This is a genomic window from Pseudomonas moraviensis, from assembly GCF_900105805.1.
GTDB lineage: Bacteria > Pseudomonadota > Gammaproteobacteria > Pseudomonadales > Pseudomonadaceae > Aquipseudomonas > Aquipseudomonas moraviensis_A.
In genome coordinates this window covers 4,133,332-4,150,734 of the sequence record NZ_LT629788.1, presented here as the reverse complement: position 1 = coordinate 4,150,734, position 17,403 = coordinate 4,133,332, and the positions used below count along the sequence as shown (strand labels likewise).

Sequence of the window (17,403 nt, the reverse complement as noted above, 5' to 3'; positions counted from 1 at the left end):
AGACTCATCCCAAGTGCGCCAAGGCCTGGCGGAAGGCTGGCGGCAGGTTGTCGCCGAAGCGAACCTTGCCGTCCGCCTGGGTGAAGATGCCCATGTTCGCCAGCCATTGCTCGAACTCCGGCGCCGGTTTGAGGCCCAGGGTCTGGCGGGCGTACAAGGCGTCGTGAAAGGAAGTGGTCTGGTAATTGAGCATGATGTCGTCGGAGCCGGGGATGCCCATGATGAAGTTGATCCCGGCGACGCCGAGCAACGTCAGCAGGGTGTCCATGTCGTCCTGATCGGCTTCGGCATGGTTGGTGTAGCAGATGTCGCAGCCCATCGGCACGCCGAGCAACTTGCCGCAGAAATGATCTTCGAGGCCGGCGCGGATGATCTGCTTGCCGTTGTACAGATATTCCGGGCCGATAAATCCTACGACGGTGTTCACCAGGAACGGCTTGAAATGTCGCGCCACGGCGTAGGCTCTCGTCTCGCACGTCTGTTGGTCGACACCGTGATGGGCATTGGCCGACAGCGCGCTGCCCTGGCCGGTTTCGAAATACATCAGGTTCTGTCCGAGGGTGCCGCGCTTGAGGCTCAGGCCGGCGTCGTAGCCTTCCTGCAAGACGTTCAGGTTGATGCCGAAACTGGCATTGGCGGCTTCGGTGCCGGCAATCGACTGAAACACCAGATCCAATGGCACGCCACGATTGATCGCCTCGATCGAGGTGGTGACGTGGGTCAGTACGCAGGCCTGGGTCGGGATGTCGTAGCGCTGGATGATCGCGTCGAGCATCTCCAGCATCGCGCAGATCGAAGCGATGCTGTCGGTGGCCGGGTTGACGCCGATCATCGCATCGCCGTTGCCGTAGAGCAGACCGTCGAGAATGCTCGCGGCGATACCGGACGGCTCGTCAGTCGGGTGGTTGGGTTGCAGGCGGGTCGACAAGCGCCCGCGCAAACCGAGGGTGCCGCGAAATTTTGTCACCACACGGATTTTCTGCGCCACCAGCACCAAGTCCTGCACGCGCATGATTTTCGACACGGCGGCGACCATCTCCGGGGTCAGGCCGGGGGCGAGGGCGCGCAGGCTGGTTTCGTCAGCGGCATCGCTGAGCAGCCAGTCGCGAAAGCCGCCGACGGTGAGGTGGCTGACCACGGCGAAGGCCTGTGCGTCGTGGGTGTCGATTATCAGCCGGGTGACTTCATCGGCTTCGTAGGGAATCAGCGCTTCCTGCAGAAAGTGCGGGAGCGGGATGTCCGCCAGGGCCATTTGCGCGGCCACCCGTTCGCCGTCGTTGAGCGCGGCGATCTCGGCAAGGAAATCCCCCGAGCGGGCGGGGCTGGCCTTCGCCATGACGTCTTTGAGGCTGTCGAAGCGGTAAGTCTGCGCGCCGACCGTGTGAGCAAAACTGGCCATTCAGCGTTCTCCGTGACGGCGCAGAACAGCTCTGCGCCGTGGTTTTCGACAATCAGTGCAAGGCTTGTTCAGCTTTTTGAATCGCCGCGAATTCTTCTTCCGGCGTGCCTGCTACCAAGTGATGCCGACTGTAGAAAGCAAAGTAAGCAATTAACACTCCATAGATGATCGCCGCGCCGATCACCACCCGTGGATCGACGAGGAACCCCGCCACCACGGCGAGGCAGGCCAGCACCAGCGCGACACCCGAGGTGAAAATGCCGCCCGGCGTACGGTACGGTCGGTCCATTTTGGGGCGACGGATGCGCAGGGTAATGTGCGCGGCCATCATCAGCACATAGGAAATGGTAGCGCCGAACACCGCGACCAGAATCAGCAGGTCGCCCTGACCGGTCAGCGACAGACCAAAGCCGATGATGCCGGGAATCACCAGCGCCAGCACCGGCGCTTTGCTCTTGTTGGTCTGCGACAGTTTGCGCGGCAGGTAACCGGCCCGCGACAGCGCGAAGATCTGCCGCGAGTAGGCGTAGATGATCGAGAAGAAACTGGCGATCAGCCCGGCCAGACCGACAAGATTGACGAAGCTGCCCATCCAGGTCGAGCCGCCGTAGGCTTTACTCAGCGCCTCGACCAGCGGGTTGCCGGAGGTCAGCAACGAGTTGGCACCAGCGCCGCCAGGGCCGACGATCAGAATCAGCAGGGCAAACATCAGCAGCACCAGCATTGCCCCGATCAGGCCACGCGGCAGGTCGCGCTTGGGATTTTTGGTTTCTTCGGCGGCCAGCGGCACGCCTTCGACGGCGAGAAAAAACCAGATTGCATAGGGAATCGCCGCCCACACGCCGACATAACCGAAGGGCAGAAACGGACTGGCGCCGACCGCAGTGGTCACCGGGATGTCGAGCAGATTGGCGACATCGAAGTGCGGCACCATCGCCACCAGAAACACCCCCAGCGCCAACGCGGCGACAGCGGTGATGATGAACATCAGTTTGAGCGCTTCACCGACCCCGAAAATATGGATGGCGATGAAGATGATGTAGAACGCCAGATAGATCATCCAGCCGCCAATGCCGAACAGCGACTCGCAGTAGGCACCGATAAACACCGCGATGGCGGCGGGGGCGATGGCGTATTCGATAAGGATCGCCGTGCCGGTGAGAAATCCGCCCCATGGCCCGAACGCACTGCGGGCGAAACCGTAGCCGCCGCCGGCAGTAGGAATCATCGAGGACAGTTCGGCCAGGGAAAAGCACATGCACAGGTACATGGTCGCCATCAGCAGTGTGGCGAGAAACATGCCGCCCCAGCCACCCTGGGCAAGGCCGAAGTTCCAGCCGGCGTAGTCGCCGGAAATCACATAGGCGACGCCGAGGCCGACGAGCAGGACCCAGCCGGCGGCGCCTTTTTTCAGTTCGCGTTGTTGGAAATAGTCGGAGCCGACTTTTTCGAAGTCGACGGAGGAGCCGGTCGCCGGAGCGCCGGCCGGGGATTCGCTTGGCATAGGGTTCACCTTTCTTATTGTTTTATAGGCCCGGCTACAGCCAAGCCATTGGGTTGAATGGCACAACGCTTTCGCGAGCAGGCTCGCTCCCACAGGGGATTGCGTACGACCATAAATCACCTGTGGGAGCGAGCCTGCTCGCGAAGACAATCCAGAGGGCGAAGCAGGAACAACTGCCTCACCCCGTCTGAATCAGAAGAACCCCAACGGATTGATGTCGTAGCTCACCAGCAGGTTTTTGGTCTGCTGGTAATGGTCGAGCATCATCTTGTGGGTCTCACGCCCGACGCCGGACTTCTTGTAACCGCCGAACGCGGCATGCGCCGGGTACAGGTGGTAGCAGTTGGTCCACACGCGACCGGCCTTGATCGCCCGGCCCATGCGGTAGGCGCGGTTGATGTCGCGGGTCCACAGGCCGGCACCGAGGCCGAACTCGGTGTCGTTGGCGATCGCCAGGGCTTCGGCTTCGTCCTTGAAGGTGGTGATGCTCACCACCGGGCCGAAGATTTCTTCCTGGAACACGCGCATCTTGTTGGTGCCCTTGAGCAGAGTCGGCTGGATGTAATAACCGGTCGCCAGGCTGCCCTCGAGTTTTTCCACCTTGCCGCCGGTCAGCAACTCCGCGCCTTCGCCCTTGGCGATTTCCAGGTACGAGAGGATCTTGTCGAATTGCTGCTCCGACGCTTGCGCCCCGACCATGGTGTCGGTGTCGAGCGGGTCGCCACGTTTGATCTGGCTGACTTTCTTCATCACGGCCTGCATGAATTCGTCATAGATCGATTCCTGCACCAGCGCGCGGGAAGGGCAGGTGCACACTTCGCCCTGGTTGAAGAACGCCAGTACCAGACCTTCGGCGGCTTTTTCGATGAAGCTCGGCTCGGCCTGCATGATGTCTTCGAAGAAGATGTTCGGCGACTTGCCGCCCAGCTCCACGGTGGACGGAATGATGTTTTCCGCCGCGCATTTCATGATGTGCGAGCCGACCGGGGTCGAACCGGTGAAGGCGATCTTGGCGATGCGCTTGCTGGTCGCCAAGGCTTCGCCGGCTTCTTTGCCGAAGCCTTGCACGACGTTGAGCACGCCCGGCGGCAGCAGGTCGCCGATCAGTTCCATCAGCACGCAGATGCCCAGCGGGGTTTGCTCGGCAGGTTTGAGCACCACGCAGTTACCGGCGGCCAGTGCTGGCGCGAGTTTCCACGCGGCCATCAGCAGCGGGAAGTTCCACGGGATGATCTGGCCGACCACGCCCAGCGGTTCATGGATGTGATAGGCCACGGTGTTGCCGTCGATTTCCGCAGCGCTGCCTTCCTGAGCGCGCAAGCACCCGGCGAAGTAGCGGAAGTGGTCAGCAGCCAGCGGGATATCGGCGTTGAGGGTTTCGCGGATGGCTTTGCCGTTGTCCCAGGTTTCGGTGATCGCCAGCAGTTCGAGGTTTTCTTCGATACGGTCGGCGATTTTCAGCAGGATCAGCGAGCGCGCCTGCACGGAAGTGGCGCCCCACGCATCGGCGGCGGCATGTGCAGCGTCCAGCGCCTTGTCGATGTCTTCGGCGGTGGAGCGGGGGAATTCGGCGATGGGCTGGCCATTGACTGGCGAGGTATTGGTGAAGTACTGACCTTTGACTGGCGCGACGAACTCGCCGCCGATGTAGTTACCGTACTTGCTCTTGAACGAGACTTTGGCGCCGTCAGTACCGGGGTGGGCGTAACGCATGATGATGTTCTCCTTGGCCTTGTACTTATTAGAGAAACGCGCAAGTGCGCTTGCTATAAGCGTAGAGCAAGGGCCGGGCCACTGCCGTGCGGGTCAGGCAAATCAAGGGCTTGGCCGGTTTGTCTCGGACGAATGGAGGGGCGCTGTGACGGTTTCGGTACAGCGCGGGTGACAATTTGTACCACTTGCGGCACAGCCCGTGACCGAGCGGTCTTGCCAGCATTGCAATGCGTCGGTGGCTGGAGGATGCTGAGCGTCACCTCATGCTTTGGGCCGTCGCGCCTCGGGGAGAACAATAAGAAATGCACGACAACCATTTGAGTCGCCATGCCCGCCAGGTTCTCACCGTCATCCAGGGCAAACCGCACCTGCACGGCCCCGGAGCCGATCCGTCGATCGCCCGTTCGTGGCTGCGCTGTCTTGAGGACTATCACCTCGATCCTTCTGTGACCATGGCCCCGACCGTGCTCGAGCATGGCCGGGTGCTGGAAAGTCGCGAACGTCTGCAGCAAGTGTTGCAGATCGCCGGTACCGAAATGAGCAGCTTGCATCAACAGCTCTCCGGGGCCGGTCACGCGGTGCTGCTGACTGACGCGCGTGGGGTGATCCTCAATTGCGTCACCGCGCCTGCCGAACGCAAGATTTTCGAGCGCGCCGGGCTCTGGCTTGGCGCCGACTGGAGCGAAGCCTGCGAAGGCACCAACGGCATCGGCACCTGCCTGGTCGAGCGTCAGGCGCTGACCATTCACCAGGACGAACACTTTCGCGGCCGCCACACCGGGCTGACCTGCTCGGCGAGCCCGGTGTTCGATCCGCATGGCGAGCTGCTGGCGGTACTCGACGTCTCCTCGGCGCGGCCGGACGTCTCGCGGCAAAGCCAGTTCCATACCATGGCGCTGGTCAATCTGTCGGCGAAGATGATCGAGAGCTGCTACTTCCTGCGCTGTTTCGACAATCAGTGGTTGCTGCGTTTTCACCTGCAGGCCGAGTCCGTCGGCTTGTTCAGCGAAGGACTATTGGCGTTCGACGGCGAAGGGCGGATCAGCGCGGTCAACCAGAGCGCGCTGAACCTGCTCGGACATGGTCGCGGTGGTCTGCTCGGGCAACCGGTGGAAGCGTTTTTCGATTGCTCGCTGGACGAATTGCTTGGCCGTGCGAGCGCCAATGCCAGCGCCAGTTGGCCGCTGCGTACCTGTGATGGGCGGCATTTGTTTGCCGTGTTGCGCGGCGAATCGCGCAAGCCGACAGCGATTGTCCCAACGCCCATCCCTGCGCCGGCGCCACGCCTGTCCGGCATTTGCCTCGGCGACGAAGCTTTGCAGGCCGAGTTCCGCAAAGCCCTGCGCGTGTTCGAGCGCGACGTGCCGCTGTTGATCAACGGCGAAACCGGTTCGGGCAAAGAGGCGTTCGCCAAGGCAGTGCATCAGGCCAGCCAGCGCTGCGGCAATGCCTTCGTCGCACTCAATTGTGCAGCCATTCCGGAAAGCCTGATCGAGAGCGAACTGTTCGGCTATCGCGGGGGCAGCTTCACTGGCGCGCGCAAGGACGGCATGCGCGGCAAACTGCAACAGGCCGATGGCGGCACGTTGTTTCTCGATGAAATCGGCGACATGCCACTGGCCTTGCAGACGCGCTTGCTGCGTGTGCTGGAGGATCGGCAAGTGGTGCCGATTGGCGGCGAACCGCAAGCGGTGAACGTGCGGATCATCAGCGCGACGCACCGCAATCTGCTGGAGCGGGTCGAGGATGGCAGTTTTCGCGAGGATCTGTATTACCGCTTGAACGGGCTGGAAGTGGCGTTGCCAGCATTGCGTGAACGCAGTGATAAATCGCAGTTGCTGGATTTTCTATTGGCCGAGGAGGCTGTAGGCGAAACGATCCTGATCGAAGAACCGGCGCGGCAGGCGTTGCTGGCGTTCAACTGGCCGGGGAACGTGCGGCAACTGCGCAATGTCCTGCGCACGCTGGCGGCGTTGTGTGATGGCGGGCGGGTCGGGGTTGAGGATTTACCGGTGATGATTCGCCAGGCGCGGCCGGCGGTTGTGGCGGCCGACACTGCCGCACAGCCACTGGAAGATGCCGAGCGCCTCGCATTGCTCAGTGTGCTGGAGCAGACCCGGTGGCACATGACCCATACAGCGCAGCAACTGGGCGTAAGCCGCAACACCCTTTATAGAAAACTGCGTAAACACGGAATTGAGCGGCGTGTCAGCTGAAAGCCCTCACCCTAACCCTCTCCCAGAGGGAGAGGGGACTGACCGAGGTGTTTTGGCGATTTACGCCGACCTGAAATATCGAGCCGAACTCAGGATTTGAAGGCGACCGAGATCGGCTCCCTCTCCCTGGGGAGAGGGCTGGGGTGAGGGGCTGCGGTCTGAAGCCGTGCGCAGATGTAGCCGCCAACCCGTCTTCATCCTTCAGCTAAAGAGTGCCATTTCCCCCTCCCTACGCTAACCTGCGGCCATGTTTTACGAGGTCGACTATGCACATTCATATTCTGGGTATCTGCGGGACTTTCATGGGCTCGATGGCGGTGTTGGCCAAAGAGCTGGGCCATCACGTGACCGGCTCCGACGCCAACGTCTATCCGCCGATGAGCACGCAGCTCGAGGCCCAGGGCATTCAGCTGACGCAGGGTTATGACCCGGCGCAGCTCGATCCGGCGCCGGATCTGGTGGTGATCGGCAATGCCATGTCCCGTGGCAACCCGGCGGTGGAATATGTGCTGAACAAAGGCCTGCCGTACGTCTCCGGCCCGCAATGGCTGGCCGATCATGTCCTGCAAGGGCGCTGGGTACTGGCCGTTGCCGGTACCCACGGCAAGACCACCACCAGCAGCATGCTCGCCTGGGTGCTGGAATACGCCGGCATGAGCCCGGGTTTCCTCATCGGCGGCGTGCCGCAGAATTTCTCTGTGTCGGCGCGCCTGGGCGGCACCCCATTCTTTGTGATCGAGGCTGACGAATACGACAGCGCCTTCTTCGACAAGCGCTCGAAATTCGTCCACTACCGCCCGCGCACCGCGATCCTCAACAACCTTGAGTTCGATCACGCCGACATCTTCCCCGATCTGCCGGCGATCGAACGACAGTTCCACCACTTGGTTCGCACCATCCCGAGCGAAGGCCTGGTGATCCACCCGACCACCGAGCCGGCCTTGCAGCGCGTGATTGAAATGGGTTGCTGGACCCCGGTGCAAACCACCGGTGCCGGCGGTCTGTGGCAGGTCAAGTTGCTCAGCGAAGACGGCTCGGCATTCGAAGTGATGTTCGAAGGTGTGTCGCAAGGCACCGTCGAGTGGGAATTGACCGGTCAGCACAACGTCGCCAATGCCTTGGCTGCTCTGGCTGCGGCGCGGCATGTCGGTGTGGTGCCATCGATGGGCATTGCCGGGTTGAGCGCGTTCAAGAACGTCAAACGCCGTATGGAGAAAGTCGCTGAGGTGCGCGGCATCACCATTTACGACGATTTCGCTCACCACCCGACCGCCATCGCCACCACGCTTGATGGCCTACGTAAACGCATCGGCGACGCGCCACTGATTGCGATCATCGAGCCGCGCTCCAATTCGATGAAACTCGGCGCCCACCGTGACGGCTTGCCGGACAGCGTGGTCGATGCCGATCAGGTGATCTGGTACGCCCCGGCCAACCTTGGCTGGGACTTGGCTGCAACCGCTGCGTTGTGCACGGTGCCGTCGATCGTCAGCGATTCGCTGGAAGGCATCATCGAGCGCGTGAAGAGCCAGGCGCAGCCCGGCACCCACGTGGTGATCATGAGCAACGGTGGCTTCGGCGGGCTGCACGGCAAACTCGCCGAGGCGCTGCAATGAACACTTTTTCCCAGGCCGGCGGCCCGGAACGCATCACCCTGGCGATGACCGGCGCCTCGGGCGCGCAGTACGGTTTGCGCCTGCTTGATTGTCTGGTACGCGAAGATCGCGAAGTGCACTTCCTGATTTCCAAGGCTGCGCAACTGGTGATGGCCACCGAGACCGACGTGTCCCTGCCGAACAAACCACAGATGATGCAGGCCTTTCTCACCGAGTACACCGGTGCCGCCGCCGGGCAGATTCGGGTGTATGGCAAGGAAGACTGGATGTCCCCGGTGGCCTCCGGCTCCGGTGCGCCGGCGGCAATGGTGGTGGTGCCGTGCTCGACCGGGACGCTGTCGGCAATTGCGACCGGTGCCTGCAACAACCTCATCGAACGCGCGGCCGACGTCACGCTGAAAGAGCGTCGCCAGTTGATTCTGGTGCCGCGGGAGGCGCCGTACTCGAGCATTCATCTGGAGCACATGCTCAAGCTGTCGAACCTGGGCGTGACCATTTTGCCGGCGTCGCCGGGCTTCTATCACCAGCCGCAGACCATCGATGATTTGATCGACTTCGTCGTGGCGCGGATTCTCAATCTGCTCGGCATCCCGCAGGACATGTTGCCGCGTTGGGGTGAGCATCATCTGAGCAGCGATGAATAAGCTGCCGGTGCTCGTGCTGGCGGTGCTGCTGACCGGGTGTGCCACCGCGCGCACGCTGGATGCGGCGAAACCCGGCGCGCCGGTGGTGTATGCCGGGACGCGGCTGGATTTGTATGCGTTGAATGGCGGCTGCTGTGCGATGGATCGGTTTGGTGCCGAGGCGCCGAGTTACCCGGGCGTGGACCTGCCGGCCAGCGCGTTGCTCGACACGCTGTTGTTGCCGCTGTCTTTGCTGACTGTGATCGGCGTGGGATTCCAGGCGACTGGCGGGTTGTAAAGGTCAAAAGATCGCAGCCTTCGGCAGCTCCTACAGGGGAATGGGGTCTTCTGTAGGAGCTGCCGAAGGCTGCGATCTTTTGGTTCTGAAAGTCCCAGAGTTATTTGCCTAACTTGCGCAGCTCATCCGATTCGATCACCCGCACCCCATCCTGTTCTTCCAGCGCCAGGCGCCACATCGCCCGTGCCAATTGGCAGGCTTCGATGCCGTGGTATTTCCCTGGAATCAGCTTCGATAACGGCCCGGCCAGTTGCTCGGCCAGACGCGGTTCAATGCGCTCGCCCAGCAACAGCGAAGGTCGGCAGATGGTCAGTTGCGGCCAGTTCTGCGCGCGCAGGGCCTGTTCCATCTCGCCTTTGACGCGGTTGTAGAACACCGAGGAATTCGGATCGGCGCCAATCGCGCTGATCACGATCAGGTGCCGCGCGCCCATCTCCCGCGCGCGTTTGGCAAACGCCACGACCATGTCCAGATCCACTGCGCGAAAGGCTTCTTCGGAGCCGGCCTGCTTGATCGTGGTGCCGAGGCAGCAATAAGCGATATCGACCCGGCCACTGAGCTGCGGCAGAAACGTCTGCGGGTCGCCGACCGGGTTTTCCAGATGCGGATGCTCGGCCAGCGGCCGGCGTGATGGGGCGAGGACACGGGTAATCGTTGGCTCGTTGAGCAAACGGTCGAGCAGATGTTCACCGGTCAGTCCGGTGGCTCCGGCAAGCAATACGTGCTGAGGCGTCAAGTACATAGTGTCTCTCCCTTGATACTGTTCAGCTTAGTTGCCTTTTGTCGCCGCGTCGTTCAATGCGCTGCTTTGCAAAGCTTTGCGCGCTTGCTGTTTACGCAGCAATTGCCAGTGCGACAGCACGGTCTTCGGTGCCCAGATCTGCGGCTCCGAGGCTTCGAAACCGTCGGCCAGTTCGCGTTCGGCGACAGTGGCCTTGGCCAGTTTGAAAGCTTGTTCCAGATCGTCGGTCTGGTTCAGCGCCTGAGCAAACAGGGCGTCGCCAAAGTAAGTGAAATTGGCTTCTTCCGAACAGCCGAACGACACCCGATCTGCACGCGAGGCGGTCATGATCAGCGTACGTTCGTCCTTCAATGCCGGGATGAAACCGCCGGAATAGCACGAGGAAATCACGATGACCTTGTCGCGATGCTTGAGCGGCGCGAGCACCGCGGCGAGTTCATCGGCGGGCAGGTCGGCCAGTTCCATGCGCGGCTGATCGAGCACCAGTTCATGCTCGGCGGTGCCGTGGCTGGTCAGATAAATGAACAGCAGATCTTCCGGCCCGCTGCGTTCGGCGAGGGTTTGCGCGGCGCGGCGCAGGTTCTCGCGGGTGGCCATCGGCCGGTCACCGAGGTGGTCGCGGTGATTGACCAGACGGATCTGGCCGAAGGCGCCGAAGCGCGTGTTGAGCATGTTGGCGACGTAGTCGGATTCGCGCAGAAACACGCTTTGCTTGCCATCGCCACCGAGGGTCAGGGTGTACAACTCGACCGCCGGGGTCGAGGCCGGGATTGCCGACAGCGCCTCGTCGAGCAGACGACCCTGGGCGAGCAAACCGAGCTCGAGGGTGTCGGGCAGCAATTTGCCGTCGGCGTCTCGCACACGCTGGCCGTTGATCCAGGTGCCACTGAGCACGCTGCCATCGGTCAGCACCAGCGTGCCGCGGCCGGAGTAGCTGTCGTTGTCGAAGCTGCCGACGTAGAAGCTGCCGTCGGACAGGTTCAAACGGCCCTGGCCGGTGAATCGCCAGTCGTTGAACACACCGATGTAATGGCTGCCGTCAGCGCCGATCAATTCACCCTTGCCGCTCAGCGCGCCTTCCTTGAACTGGCCGAGCCAGACGTCGCCGTCGGCATTCTCGTAGCGGCCCTTGCCGTGCAGTTGATTGTTCTTGAAACCGCCAACGTAGATATCGCCGTCGGCGCTGGTGTAAGTGCCATTGCCTTCCAGTTGACCGTTGACGAAATGCCCCGTGAACGCATTGCCGCTGGCGTCGCCGCGCTGGCCTTCACCGTTGGGTTTGCCGTGGGCGAACTGGCCTTGATAGGCGCTGCCGTCGTCCATCTCCAGACGGCCGAGGCCGGAATACTGGTCAGCCTTGAATTCGCCGCGATAGGTCATGCCGTTTTCTTTCAGCGTACCCTCGCCATCGCGCCGGCCCTGCTTGAAACCGCCGGTGTAGCTGCTGGCATGGGTGCTCAGGCTGCCCTGGCCGTCAAACAGACCTTGCTGGAACTGGCCGCGATAGACCTCGCCATTGCTGCCGTGCCATTCGCCTTGCCCGTGCCACTGGCCCTTGTCGAACTGCCCGGCGTACCAGCTGCCGTTTGGGTAGTCGACGCGGCCCTGACCCTGCAGCAAGCCGTCGACCAGTTCGCCGCGATAGCGTCCGCCATCGGGCAGGCGCGCATCCGGCGGCAACAGCGATTCGCCGTCGCCGCAAGCGGTGAGCATCAGGGTCAGGGCAAGGGGTGCAAGTCGAGCGATTGAGCGCATAGCGGGATCCGGGCAATTAGGCGACCGAGTATGCCGCAGCTATGCATCGCATATATAGAGACGTGACGCGAAACAGCGTGCGCTGCTTCGCATCCGGGATGATCAGACGAAGCAGAGTGACAGCGGCTCGGCGATATAGGCCGGTTTGTCCGAGCCCTCTATCTCCAGTGTCGCGGTAGCCTTGAGCAGCCACTGGCCGGGTTTTTTCTCGGTGACTTCGACCATGTCGACCTTCAATCGGACTTTCGAATTGACCTTGACCGGCTGGATGAACCGCACGCTGTCCAGGCCATAGTTGACGACCATCTTCACGCCTTCGGGCAGCACGAGGATGTCTTCCATCAGTTTCGGCATCAGCGACAGCGACAGGAAACCGTGGGCTATCGTGCTGCCGAATGGCGTTTGCGCGGCTTTGACCGGGTCGACGTGAATGAACTGAAAATCACCGGTGGCTTCGGCGAACAGGTTGATGCGCTCCTGATCGATGGTGAGCCATTCGGAACGTCCAAGTTCCTTGCCGACATAATCTTTGAGCTCTGCAACGGGAACATAGGGCATTGAGACTCTCCTTGGGTTCATCGGTTTTATAGTTTTTCTGGTGGCGGATTTGACCGGCCTGCGAACCACTGTAGATCATCATGGCGATTTGCTCAGGTCAACCGACCATGCTTTTGGCGAATGCCGGTCCATAGCGCCGGCATGCTTATAATGCCGGGCCCCTGCTGGGTGAAATACAAGACGGAGATGTCAGATGTTGTTACGTGGCCTGACCCTGCTGGTGCTGTTTCAATTGCTCGGCACAGCGCTCAATCACTTGTTGCTGCCGATATTGCCGGGGCCGATCATCGGGCTGCTGCTGTTGCTGGTGTTCCTGATCATTCGCGGTGAAGTCGGCGAGCCGCTGAACCAGGCGGCGGGCAGTCTGCTGCGTTATCTACCGTTGCTGCTGGTGCCGCCGGCAGTAGGCGTGATGGTGTATGCCACGGCGATTGCCGCCGATTTCTGGGCGATCGTCGGCGCGCTGGTGGTCTCGCTGATCCTGTCGATGGCCTTTGCCGGCGTGCTCATGCAACGTTTGGTCAAGCGTCACGCGCCGCCGGCGGAGGAGTCCTGATGCTGTTCGACTGGCAAGGCGCGTGGGCCTCGGTGATTCACCATCCGCTGTTCGGCATCGGCATTACCCTCGGTGCCTATCAACTGGTGCTGGCGGCGTTCGAGAAAACCCGCTGGATCTTTCTGCAACCGGTGCTGGTATCCATGTTGTTGGTGATCGGTGTGCTGGTCGGCTGCGGCCTGACCTACGCCGAGTACCGCAAGAGCACCGAAATCCTCAGCATTCTGCTGGGGCCGGCAACCGTCGCACTGGCGGTGCCGCTGTACCTGAATCTGCGCCGGATCCGCCAATTGTTCTGGCCGATTTTTACTACGCTGGTGATAGGCGGGGTAGTGGCGACAGGCATGGGCGTGGCGCTGGGCTGGTGGTTCGGTGCCGATCAGATGATCCTGATGACCATGGCGCCTAAATCGGTGACTTCGCCGATCGCCATGCTGGTCGCCGAGCAGATCGGCGGTGTGGCCGCGCTGGCCGCGGTGTTCGTGCTGATCACCGGGGTGATCGGCGCGATCTTCGGCCCCGCGCTGTTGACCCGGCTTGGCGTGCACAGCCCCGAGGCGCGCGGCATGGCGCTGGGCATGACCGCCCACGCGGTCGGCACGGCGGTGGCGATGCAGGAAAATGATGAGTGCGGCGCGTTTGCCGCGCTGGCGATGAGTCTGATGGGCGTGGCCACGGCGGTGTTCCTGCCGTTGGCGGTGTCGATGGTGGTGTAAGGAAATGTCTATGAGTCTGCCGCTTTTCCCGCTGAACACGGTGCTGTTCCCCGGCTGCAATCTCGATCTGCAGATCTTCGAGGCACGCTACCTCGACATGATCGGCCGCTGCATGAAGCAGGGCGTCGGCTTCGGGGTGGTGTGCATTCTTGAAGGCAGTGAAGTCGGCGTGGCGCCGGAGGGTTTCGCGCTGGTGGGATGCGAGGCGCGGATCACCGATTTCCAGCAGCAGGACAACGGTCTGCTCGGCATCCGCGTGCAGGGTGGGCGACGCTTCAATGTGCTGCGCACCGAAGTGCAGCGTGATCAATTGATTCTCGCCGATGTCGAGTGGCTCGACGACGAGCCCGAGCAACCGCTGCAGGAGGAGGACGCCGATCTGGTGGCGCTGCTCAAGGCGCTGGCCGAGCACCCCATGGTCGAAGCGCTGGACATGGGCACCGAAGCCGCGGGCCAACAGTCACTGGCCAATCAGCTTGCCTATCTGTTGCCTTTCGCCGAAGAAGACAAAATCGATCTGCTGCAACTCGACGACCCGCAGCAGCGGCTCGACGCAATCCAGGCATTGCTGGATGAATTGCAGGGTGAATTGTTTGCCTAGTTGCACTCTGAATCAACTCAGGGCGCCTGCCAGCATTGTATTGGTTCGGTCTTTATCATAATTTCAGGTGACCCGCAGGAAGCGGGATATTTGAATAAAAATAAGGACGAATCATGACTGTATATGAAGATGAATGGGCATTTTGGGATGATATTTCCGGCAAGTATATTTTGAAACATGCCGAGACGGATCATAACGTCAGGCACGTGGTTGACGCGGCATCAACTTATGCGGACCTGATGGTGATAGCCCGCCGTAAAAGAAAATCTGAAAAAGTTCCTGTCGGCGAAGTGCCGCGGATGTCTGCATCAGCAACTACCGTCGTGACTGCGACGGCGGTCTGATCATTTCCCTTTTTCAGCATTGCCTGCCGTTGCGGTTACCAGACGGCAGGTGTTTACAGGTGGGCAACCATGGCTTTAGCAAACATAAACAACCAGACATTCACCGCGCATCTTTATCTTGATGGTCGGCCGGTAGTGCTCAATCAACAACGTCTGCAACAGGCTCTGCGCAACCTGCGGATAACCAGAGCCGAGAAACTGGAGGCCGAAGTAGGACTCGCAGATTCACGCGTGTCCAGTTTCATAACCCTGGCCGACCATGAAGACGACACACCACTGTTGCTGAAATTTGTCCCCAAAGGGGACGAATATCTCATCAGTGTGGTACTGGCGGGAATGTTCGATGGCGCGCGGTTATTCCTGGAGGACAAGACTCATAATCTGTTGGCCAGCACCAGTGCCCCAGAGCAGTACTTTTCAATCAGCACTACCGGTGTTTCAAAGGCCAGCTTCAGTCATTTCAAATCCGGCCCTGCCTGGCTCGAGCTGATCGGCGAGCCTCATGACAGGCCCTTGTATCGTCATATAAGCAGCGGAATGAGCACATTCCTCGCGGTCGATCCCAACAGCACTGGGCATAACGCCTTCAATAACAAACCTGCGATATTTGTGATCAAGGTCATCGACGAGCGTTCAGCGGTTACTTGATAAAAAAGGCGCCATTCATTTTTAAATGAATGGCGCCTTTTGTCAGGCTCGATAATGTTCGGGCACTGGCCAGGTCACATCGTTGGAGTAGGTGTTTTCGCCTTTTGGCAACTTCAAGACGACACCGCCGGAGCGGGCTATTCGATTGATCAAATGGTCATAAGCAGTGGCACCATGGCGCATGTAATCGGCCCCGTCGGTGCCTGCCCATGTGGCTTTCTCGATAGCCTCAGCGGAGTTCCCGGCTTTGCGCAAGATATCTTCGACTCTGGCCGCCTGGCTCAAGTCCGAACTCACCAGCCATATCCTCTCTGCACTGATACCTCGCGTCGGCATTGATATCCGGCCTTCGAGGGTATCGCCGTCGAAATCCTTGTTGTTCAGATAGATGTTTTCCACTCGTGGCACCACCTCGATACCCCGAGTGTCGATGACGTACAGGAAACCTAGCGTTTGCTTGCGACGGAGCAATGGATAGTCACGCGAGTTGTCCATTTCAAACGAAGTCTCGGAATCGTTGGCTGAACTGTGTCGATTTCCACTCGACGAATCACTGTCGGAGAAATGCCCCGGATAACGATTGGCCTGACTGTTGTAGTGCCTTGGGTTGGAGTAGTAATCAAATCCCATGTAGCTCAAGCCATCGGCCGCGCCGAATGTCGCGCTGAAAGCCGATTTGGTCGTGGAGTCGGAAGGATTGCCCCGCAATTTCACCAGGCGTTTGTCTCGAGCCAGTTCAAAAGGCGTGCGCAAGTCAGCACGGAACATGGCCGGGATGTCTGTTCGGTAAAGGTAGCCATGCTTGTTTCTCTTGTAGCCTGCATGCTCCAGATAACTTTTCAGGAAGTTTTCTTCATAGCGCTGCTCTACGGGATGTGAGTCGAACTCAGAGCTCTCGCCTTCCTCTCTCATTCTCAGAACGAGAGGTTGCATCTCTTCTGCAATCTGCGCAAAGCGGGTGTCATCCAGCGGATTCTCGGTCAGGCGTTTGTGCTGTTCGGCCCAATCGGGGAATCGCCCATGCTCCATGTCTTGTCGCAGACGTTTTTGCTGAGCCATGCTCAAGTTGTAGCTGCGCAGAATGTGCGCACGTTCCGTCTCGGACCTGTGTGGATATGACCATCTGAATGAGTCGCTCAGAAACTTGTGAGTATCCGGCTCGTTGAAGCGCGTAGCCCAGTCGGGCGCTCTTCCCAAGGCTTCTGCTTCGATTCGGAATACCAGCGCCTGTGCGCCCTCAAGGCGGTATACGCTCCAGATATCACCATCGCTCCAATGCGCAAGTTTCAGCGGGACAGATGCATCGCCCCGTGCCTCGTTCGGATCAACCCGAATCAAGCGTCCATTCTCATCCGCCAGGGCGAAACCTGCCTCTCGTTTCACTACTGTGAATTCATGCCACTTGCCATACGGGCCAGTGTGCTCAATCGCCCGGTGTTCGCGAACCGAGTAGTAGCCCCGCGCATCCGCGGTATAAGACGAGGCGTACTGCATGGGGTCGTAGTACTCGAGCGGCTTCTTCAGACTCCAGACATTACTGTCGTTCACGCGATAGAGAGCAGGCCCTGAAGGAACCCGCTCGCTCGGCAATCTGGCGCGCCAGGCCTTCATCAGATCGTGAAACGCCACCATCACTGTCAGTCCGGAAGCTGCCAAGTCATCGTTGGCGATGTCGGCGAACGTGCGACCCTTGTAGGCCTTCAACCCGTCGGCATTGTGACTCAACGTCTCATCAATCCTCTGCAAATAGGGCTCCAGGGGTGATGCCGCCGCTCGACGTTGAAGTGCCTGCGTTTGCGGAATCTGCGTAATTGTCATGCCAGGCTCTGTTTTTGCAAGACTGCTGTGAGGATGGCCAGTGACAGGTCCGGGCAACCAGTCCGGATCGTCCGGCCTCATGCGCACGGGCAAGTGCAAGTCCAGATCCATCGTGCGCTCAGGATGAGAGGGGCGGGATGTTGAAGTCGATGCATCTGGTGTCAATGAAGGGCGTACGCCCCCAGGTTTTTGTCGCATGGGAAAATCCTTTTTTTGCGAGTCGGCCCTCCATGGGCCGTGGTGAGCGGGTGCCAGTCCGGGCATCGGAGCCGGAACTGGCACGTTGTTGAATCTGG

Annotated in this window: 16 protein-coding genes; 9 read left to right on the top strand and 7 right to left on the bottom strand. The window is 60.5% G+C overall.

Annotated elements, in window-relative coordinates; all coding sequences use genetic code 11:
- Window positions 1–4 precede the first annotated feature (4 nt).
- The 3 genes from BLU71_RS18515 to BLU71_RS18505 all read right to left on the bottom strand — a co-directional run bounded on the left by BLU71_RS18515 (window position 5) and on the right by BLU71_RS18505 (window position 4,616).
- On the bottom strand, window positions 5–1,399 hold the full coding sequence (locus BLU71_RS18515; protein WP_083353644.1) for an ethanolamine ammonia-lyase subunit EutB: 1,395 nt from the start codon (window positions 1,397–1,399) through the stop codon (window positions 5–7).
- A 52-nt stretch (window positions 1,400–1,451) separates the two neighbouring features.
- Window positions 1,452–2,903 carry an ethanolamine permease gene (gene eat / locus BLU71_RS18510; RefSeq protein ID WP_042610599.1) on the bottom strand — a complete coding sequence of 484 codons (1,452 nt, stop codon included), beginning with the start codon at window positions 2,901–2,903 and terminating at the stop codon, window positions 1,452–1,454.
- 192 nt (window positions 2,904–3,095) lie between these two features.
- On the bottom strand, window positions 3,096–4,616 hold the full coding sequence (locus tag BLU71_RS18505; protein WP_024014465.1) for an aldehyde dehydrogenase family protein: 1,521 nt from the start codon (window positions 4,614–4,616) through the stop codon (window positions 3,096–3,098).
- Window positions 4,617–4,918: 302 nt separating this feature from the next.
- Here BLU71_RS18505 and BLU71_RS18500 point away from each other — a divergent pair, with 302 nt between their 5' ends.
- The 4 genes from BLU71_RS18500 (at window position 4,919) to BLU71_RS18485 (ending at window position 9,369) form a co-directional block, all read left to right on the top strand.
- On the top strand, window positions 4,919–6,832 hold the full coding sequence (locus BLU71_RS18500) for a sigma-54-dependent Fis family transcriptional regulator (protein WP_083353643.1): 1,914 nt from the start codon (window positions 4,919–4,921) through the stop codon (window positions 6,830–6,832).
- A gap of 266 nt (window positions 6,833–7,098) precedes the next feature.
- Entirely contained in the window at window positions 7,099–8,448 is a 1,350-nt protein-coding gene (gene mpl / locus BLU71_RS18495) for a UDP-N-acetylmuramate:L-alanyl-gamma-D-glutamyl-meso-diaminopimelate ligase (RefSeq protein ID WP_083353642.1), read from the top strand.
- The gene (ubiX, locus tag BLU71_RS18490) at window positions 8,445–9,092 is read left to right on the top strand and encodes a flavin prenyltransferase UbiX (protein WP_024014462.1); all 648 of its coding nucleotides are present in this window, start codon (window positions 8,445–8,447) and stop codon (window positions 9,090–9,092) included. The genes mpl and ubiX overlap by 4 nt, the downstream gene beginning before the upstream one ends.
- On the top strand, window positions 9,085–9,369 hold the full coding sequence (locus BLU71_RS18485) for a YceK/YidQ family lipoprotein (RefSeq protein WP_064364047.1): 285 nt from the start codon (window positions 9,085–9,087) through the stop codon (window positions 9,367–9,369). Before ubiX ends, BLU71_RS18485 begins: the two co-directional genes overlap by 8 nt.
- A gap of 100 nt (window positions 9,370–9,469) precedes the next feature.
- Here BLU71_RS18485 and BLU71_RS18480 read toward each other — a convergent pair whose 3' ends face one another.
- The 3 genes from BLU71_RS18480 to BLU71_RS18470 all read right to left on the bottom strand — a co-directional run bounded on the left by BLU71_RS18480 (window position 9,470) and on the right by BLU71_RS18470 (window position 12,424).
- Window positions 9,470–10,111, bottom strand: coding sequence for an oxidoreductase (locus BLU71_RS18480; RefSeq protein ID WP_042610595.1), 642 nt, complete (start codon window positions 10,109–10,111; stop codon window positions 9,470–9,472).
- 27 nt (window positions 10,112–10,138) lie between these two features.
- Window positions 10,139–11,866 carry a C13 family peptidase gene (locus BLU71_RS18475; protein ID WP_083353641.1) on the bottom strand — a complete coding sequence of 576 codons (1,728 nt, stop codon included), beginning with the start codon at window positions 11,864–11,866 and terminating at the stop codon, window positions 10,139–10,141.
- Between the two features lie 102 nt (window positions 11,867–11,968).
- Window positions 11,969–12,424 carry a MaoC family dehydratase gene (locus BLU71_RS18470; protein ID WP_016773011.1) on the bottom strand — a complete coding sequence of 152 codons (456 nt, stop codon included), beginning with the start codon at window positions 12,422–12,424 and terminating at the stop codon, window positions 11,969–11,971.
- Between the two features lie 193 nt (window positions 12,425–12,617).
- On the opposite strand from BLU71_RS18470, the gene BLU71_RS18465 reads away from it, so the two are divergent.
- The 5 genes from BLU71_RS18465 to BLU71_RS18445 all read left to right on the top strand — a co-directional run bounded on the left by BLU71_RS18465 (window position 12,618) and on the right by BLU71_RS18445 (window position 15,289).
- Window positions 12,618–12,980, top strand: a complete 363-nt coding sequence (locus BLU71_RS18465) for a CidA/LrgA family protein (protein ID WP_016773012.1) — start codon at window positions 12,618–12,620, stop codon at window positions 12,978–12,980.
- On the top strand, window positions 12,980–13,696 hold the full coding sequence (locus BLU71_RS18460) for an LrgB family protein (protein WP_083353640.1): 717 nt from the start codon (window positions 12,980–12,982) through the stop codon (window positions 13,694–13,696). The genes BLU71_RS18465 and BLU71_RS18460 overlap by 1 nt, the downstream gene beginning before the upstream one ends.
- A 10-nt stretch (window positions 13,697–13,706) precedes the next feature.
- Window positions 13,707–14,297, top strand: a complete 591-nt coding sequence (locus BLU71_RS18455) for an LON peptidase substrate-binding domain-containing protein (RefSeq protein WP_042610593.1) — start codon at window positions 13,707–13,709, stop codon at window positions 14,295–14,297.
- Between the two features lie 113 nt (window positions 14,298–14,410).
- Window positions 14,411–14,641, top strand: a complete 231-nt coding sequence (locus BLU71_RS18450) for a hypothetical protein (RefSeq protein WP_083353639.1) — start codon at window positions 14,411–14,413, stop codon at window positions 14,639–14,641.
- A gap of 69 nt (window positions 14,642–14,710) precedes the next feature.
- Complete coding sequence (locus BLU71_RS18445) at window positions 14,711–15,289, top strand: hypothetical protein (RefSeq protein ID WP_065615611.1); 579 nt, start codon at window positions 14,711–14,713, stop codon at window positions 15,287–15,289.
- A gap of 42 nt (window positions 15,290–15,331) precedes the next feature.
- Here the strand turns inward: BLU71_RS18445 and BLU71_RS18440 are convergent, their stop codons facing one another.
- Window positions 15,332–17,107: a hypothetical protein gene (locus tag BLU71_RS18440; RefSeq protein WP_231982423.1), complete on the bottom strand. Its 1,776-nt coding sequence runs from the start codon at window positions 17,105–17,107 to the stop codon at window positions 15,332–15,334.
- Window positions 17,108–17,403: the final 296 nt, after the last annotated feature.

What these genes read in the sequence shown, in the direction of transcription:
- BLU71_RS18515 (WP_083353644.1), bottom strand. Translation starts at nt 1,399, where the DNA reads ATGGCCAGTTTTGCTCACACGGTCGGCGCGCAGACTTACCGCTTCGAC.
- eat (WP_042610599.1), bottom strand. Translation starts at nt 2,903, where the DNA reads ATGCCAAGCGAATCCCCGGCCGGCGCTCCGGCGACCGGCTCCTCCGTC.
- BLU71_RS18505 (WP_024014465.1), bottom strand. Translation starts at nt 4,616, where the DNA reads ATGCGTTACGCCCACCCCGGTACTGACGGCGCCAAAGTCTCGTTCAAG.
- BLU71_RS18500 (WP_083353643.1), top strand. Translation starts at nt 4,919, where the DNA reads ATGCACGACAACCATTTGAGTCGCCATGCCCGCCAGGTTCTCACCGTC.
- mpl (WP_083353642.1), top strand. Translation starts at nt 7,099, where the DNA reads ATGCACATTCATATTCTGGGTATCTGCGGGACTTTCATGGGCTCGATG.
- ubiX (WP_024014462.1), top strand. Translation starts at nt 8,445, where the DNA reads ATGAACACTTTTTCCCAGGCCGGCGGCCCGGAACGCATCACCCTGGCG.
- BLU71_RS18485 (WP_064364047.1), top strand. Translation starts at nt 9,085, where the DNA reads ATGAATAAGCTGCCGGTGCTCGTGCTGGCGGTGCTGCTGACCGGGTGT.
- BLU71_RS18480 (WP_042610595.1), bottom strand. Translation starts at nt 10,111, where the DNA reads ATGTACTTGACGCCTCAGCACGTATTGCTTGCCGGAGCCACCGGACTG.
- BLU71_RS18475 (WP_083353641.1), bottom strand. Translation starts at nt 11,866, where the DNA reads ATGCGCTCAATCGCTCGACTTGCACCCCTTGCCCTGACCCTGATGCTC.
- BLU71_RS18470 (WP_016773011.1), bottom strand. Translation starts at nt 12,424, where the DNA reads ATGCCCTATGTTCCCGTTGCAGAGCTCAAAGATTATGTCGGCAAGGAA.
- BLU71_RS18465 (WP_016773012.1), top strand. Translation starts at nt 12,618, where the DNA reads ATGTTGTTACGTGGCCTGACCCTGCTGGTGCTGTTTCAATTGCTCGGC.
- BLU71_RS18460 (WP_083353640.1), top strand. Translation starts at nt 12,980, where the DNA reads ATGCTGTTCGACTGGCAAGGCGCGTGGGCCTCGGTGATTCACCATCCG.
- BLU71_RS18455 (WP_042610593.1), top strand. Translation starts at nt 13,707, where the DNA reads ATGAGTCTGCCGCTTTTCCCGCTGAACACGGTGCTGTTCCCCGGCTGC.
- BLU71_RS18450 (WP_083353639.1), top strand. Translation starts at nt 14,411, where the DNA reads ATGACTGTATATGAAGATGAATGGGCATTTTGGGATGATATTTCCGGC.
- BLU71_RS18445 (WP_065615611.1), top strand. Translation starts at nt 14,711, where the DNA reads ATGGCTTTAGCAAACATAAACAACCAGACATTCACCGCGCATCTTTAT.
- BLU71_RS18440 (WP_231982423.1), bottom strand. Translation starts at nt 17,107, where the DNA reads ATGACAATTACGCAGATTCCGCAAACGCAGGCACTTCAACGTCGAGCG.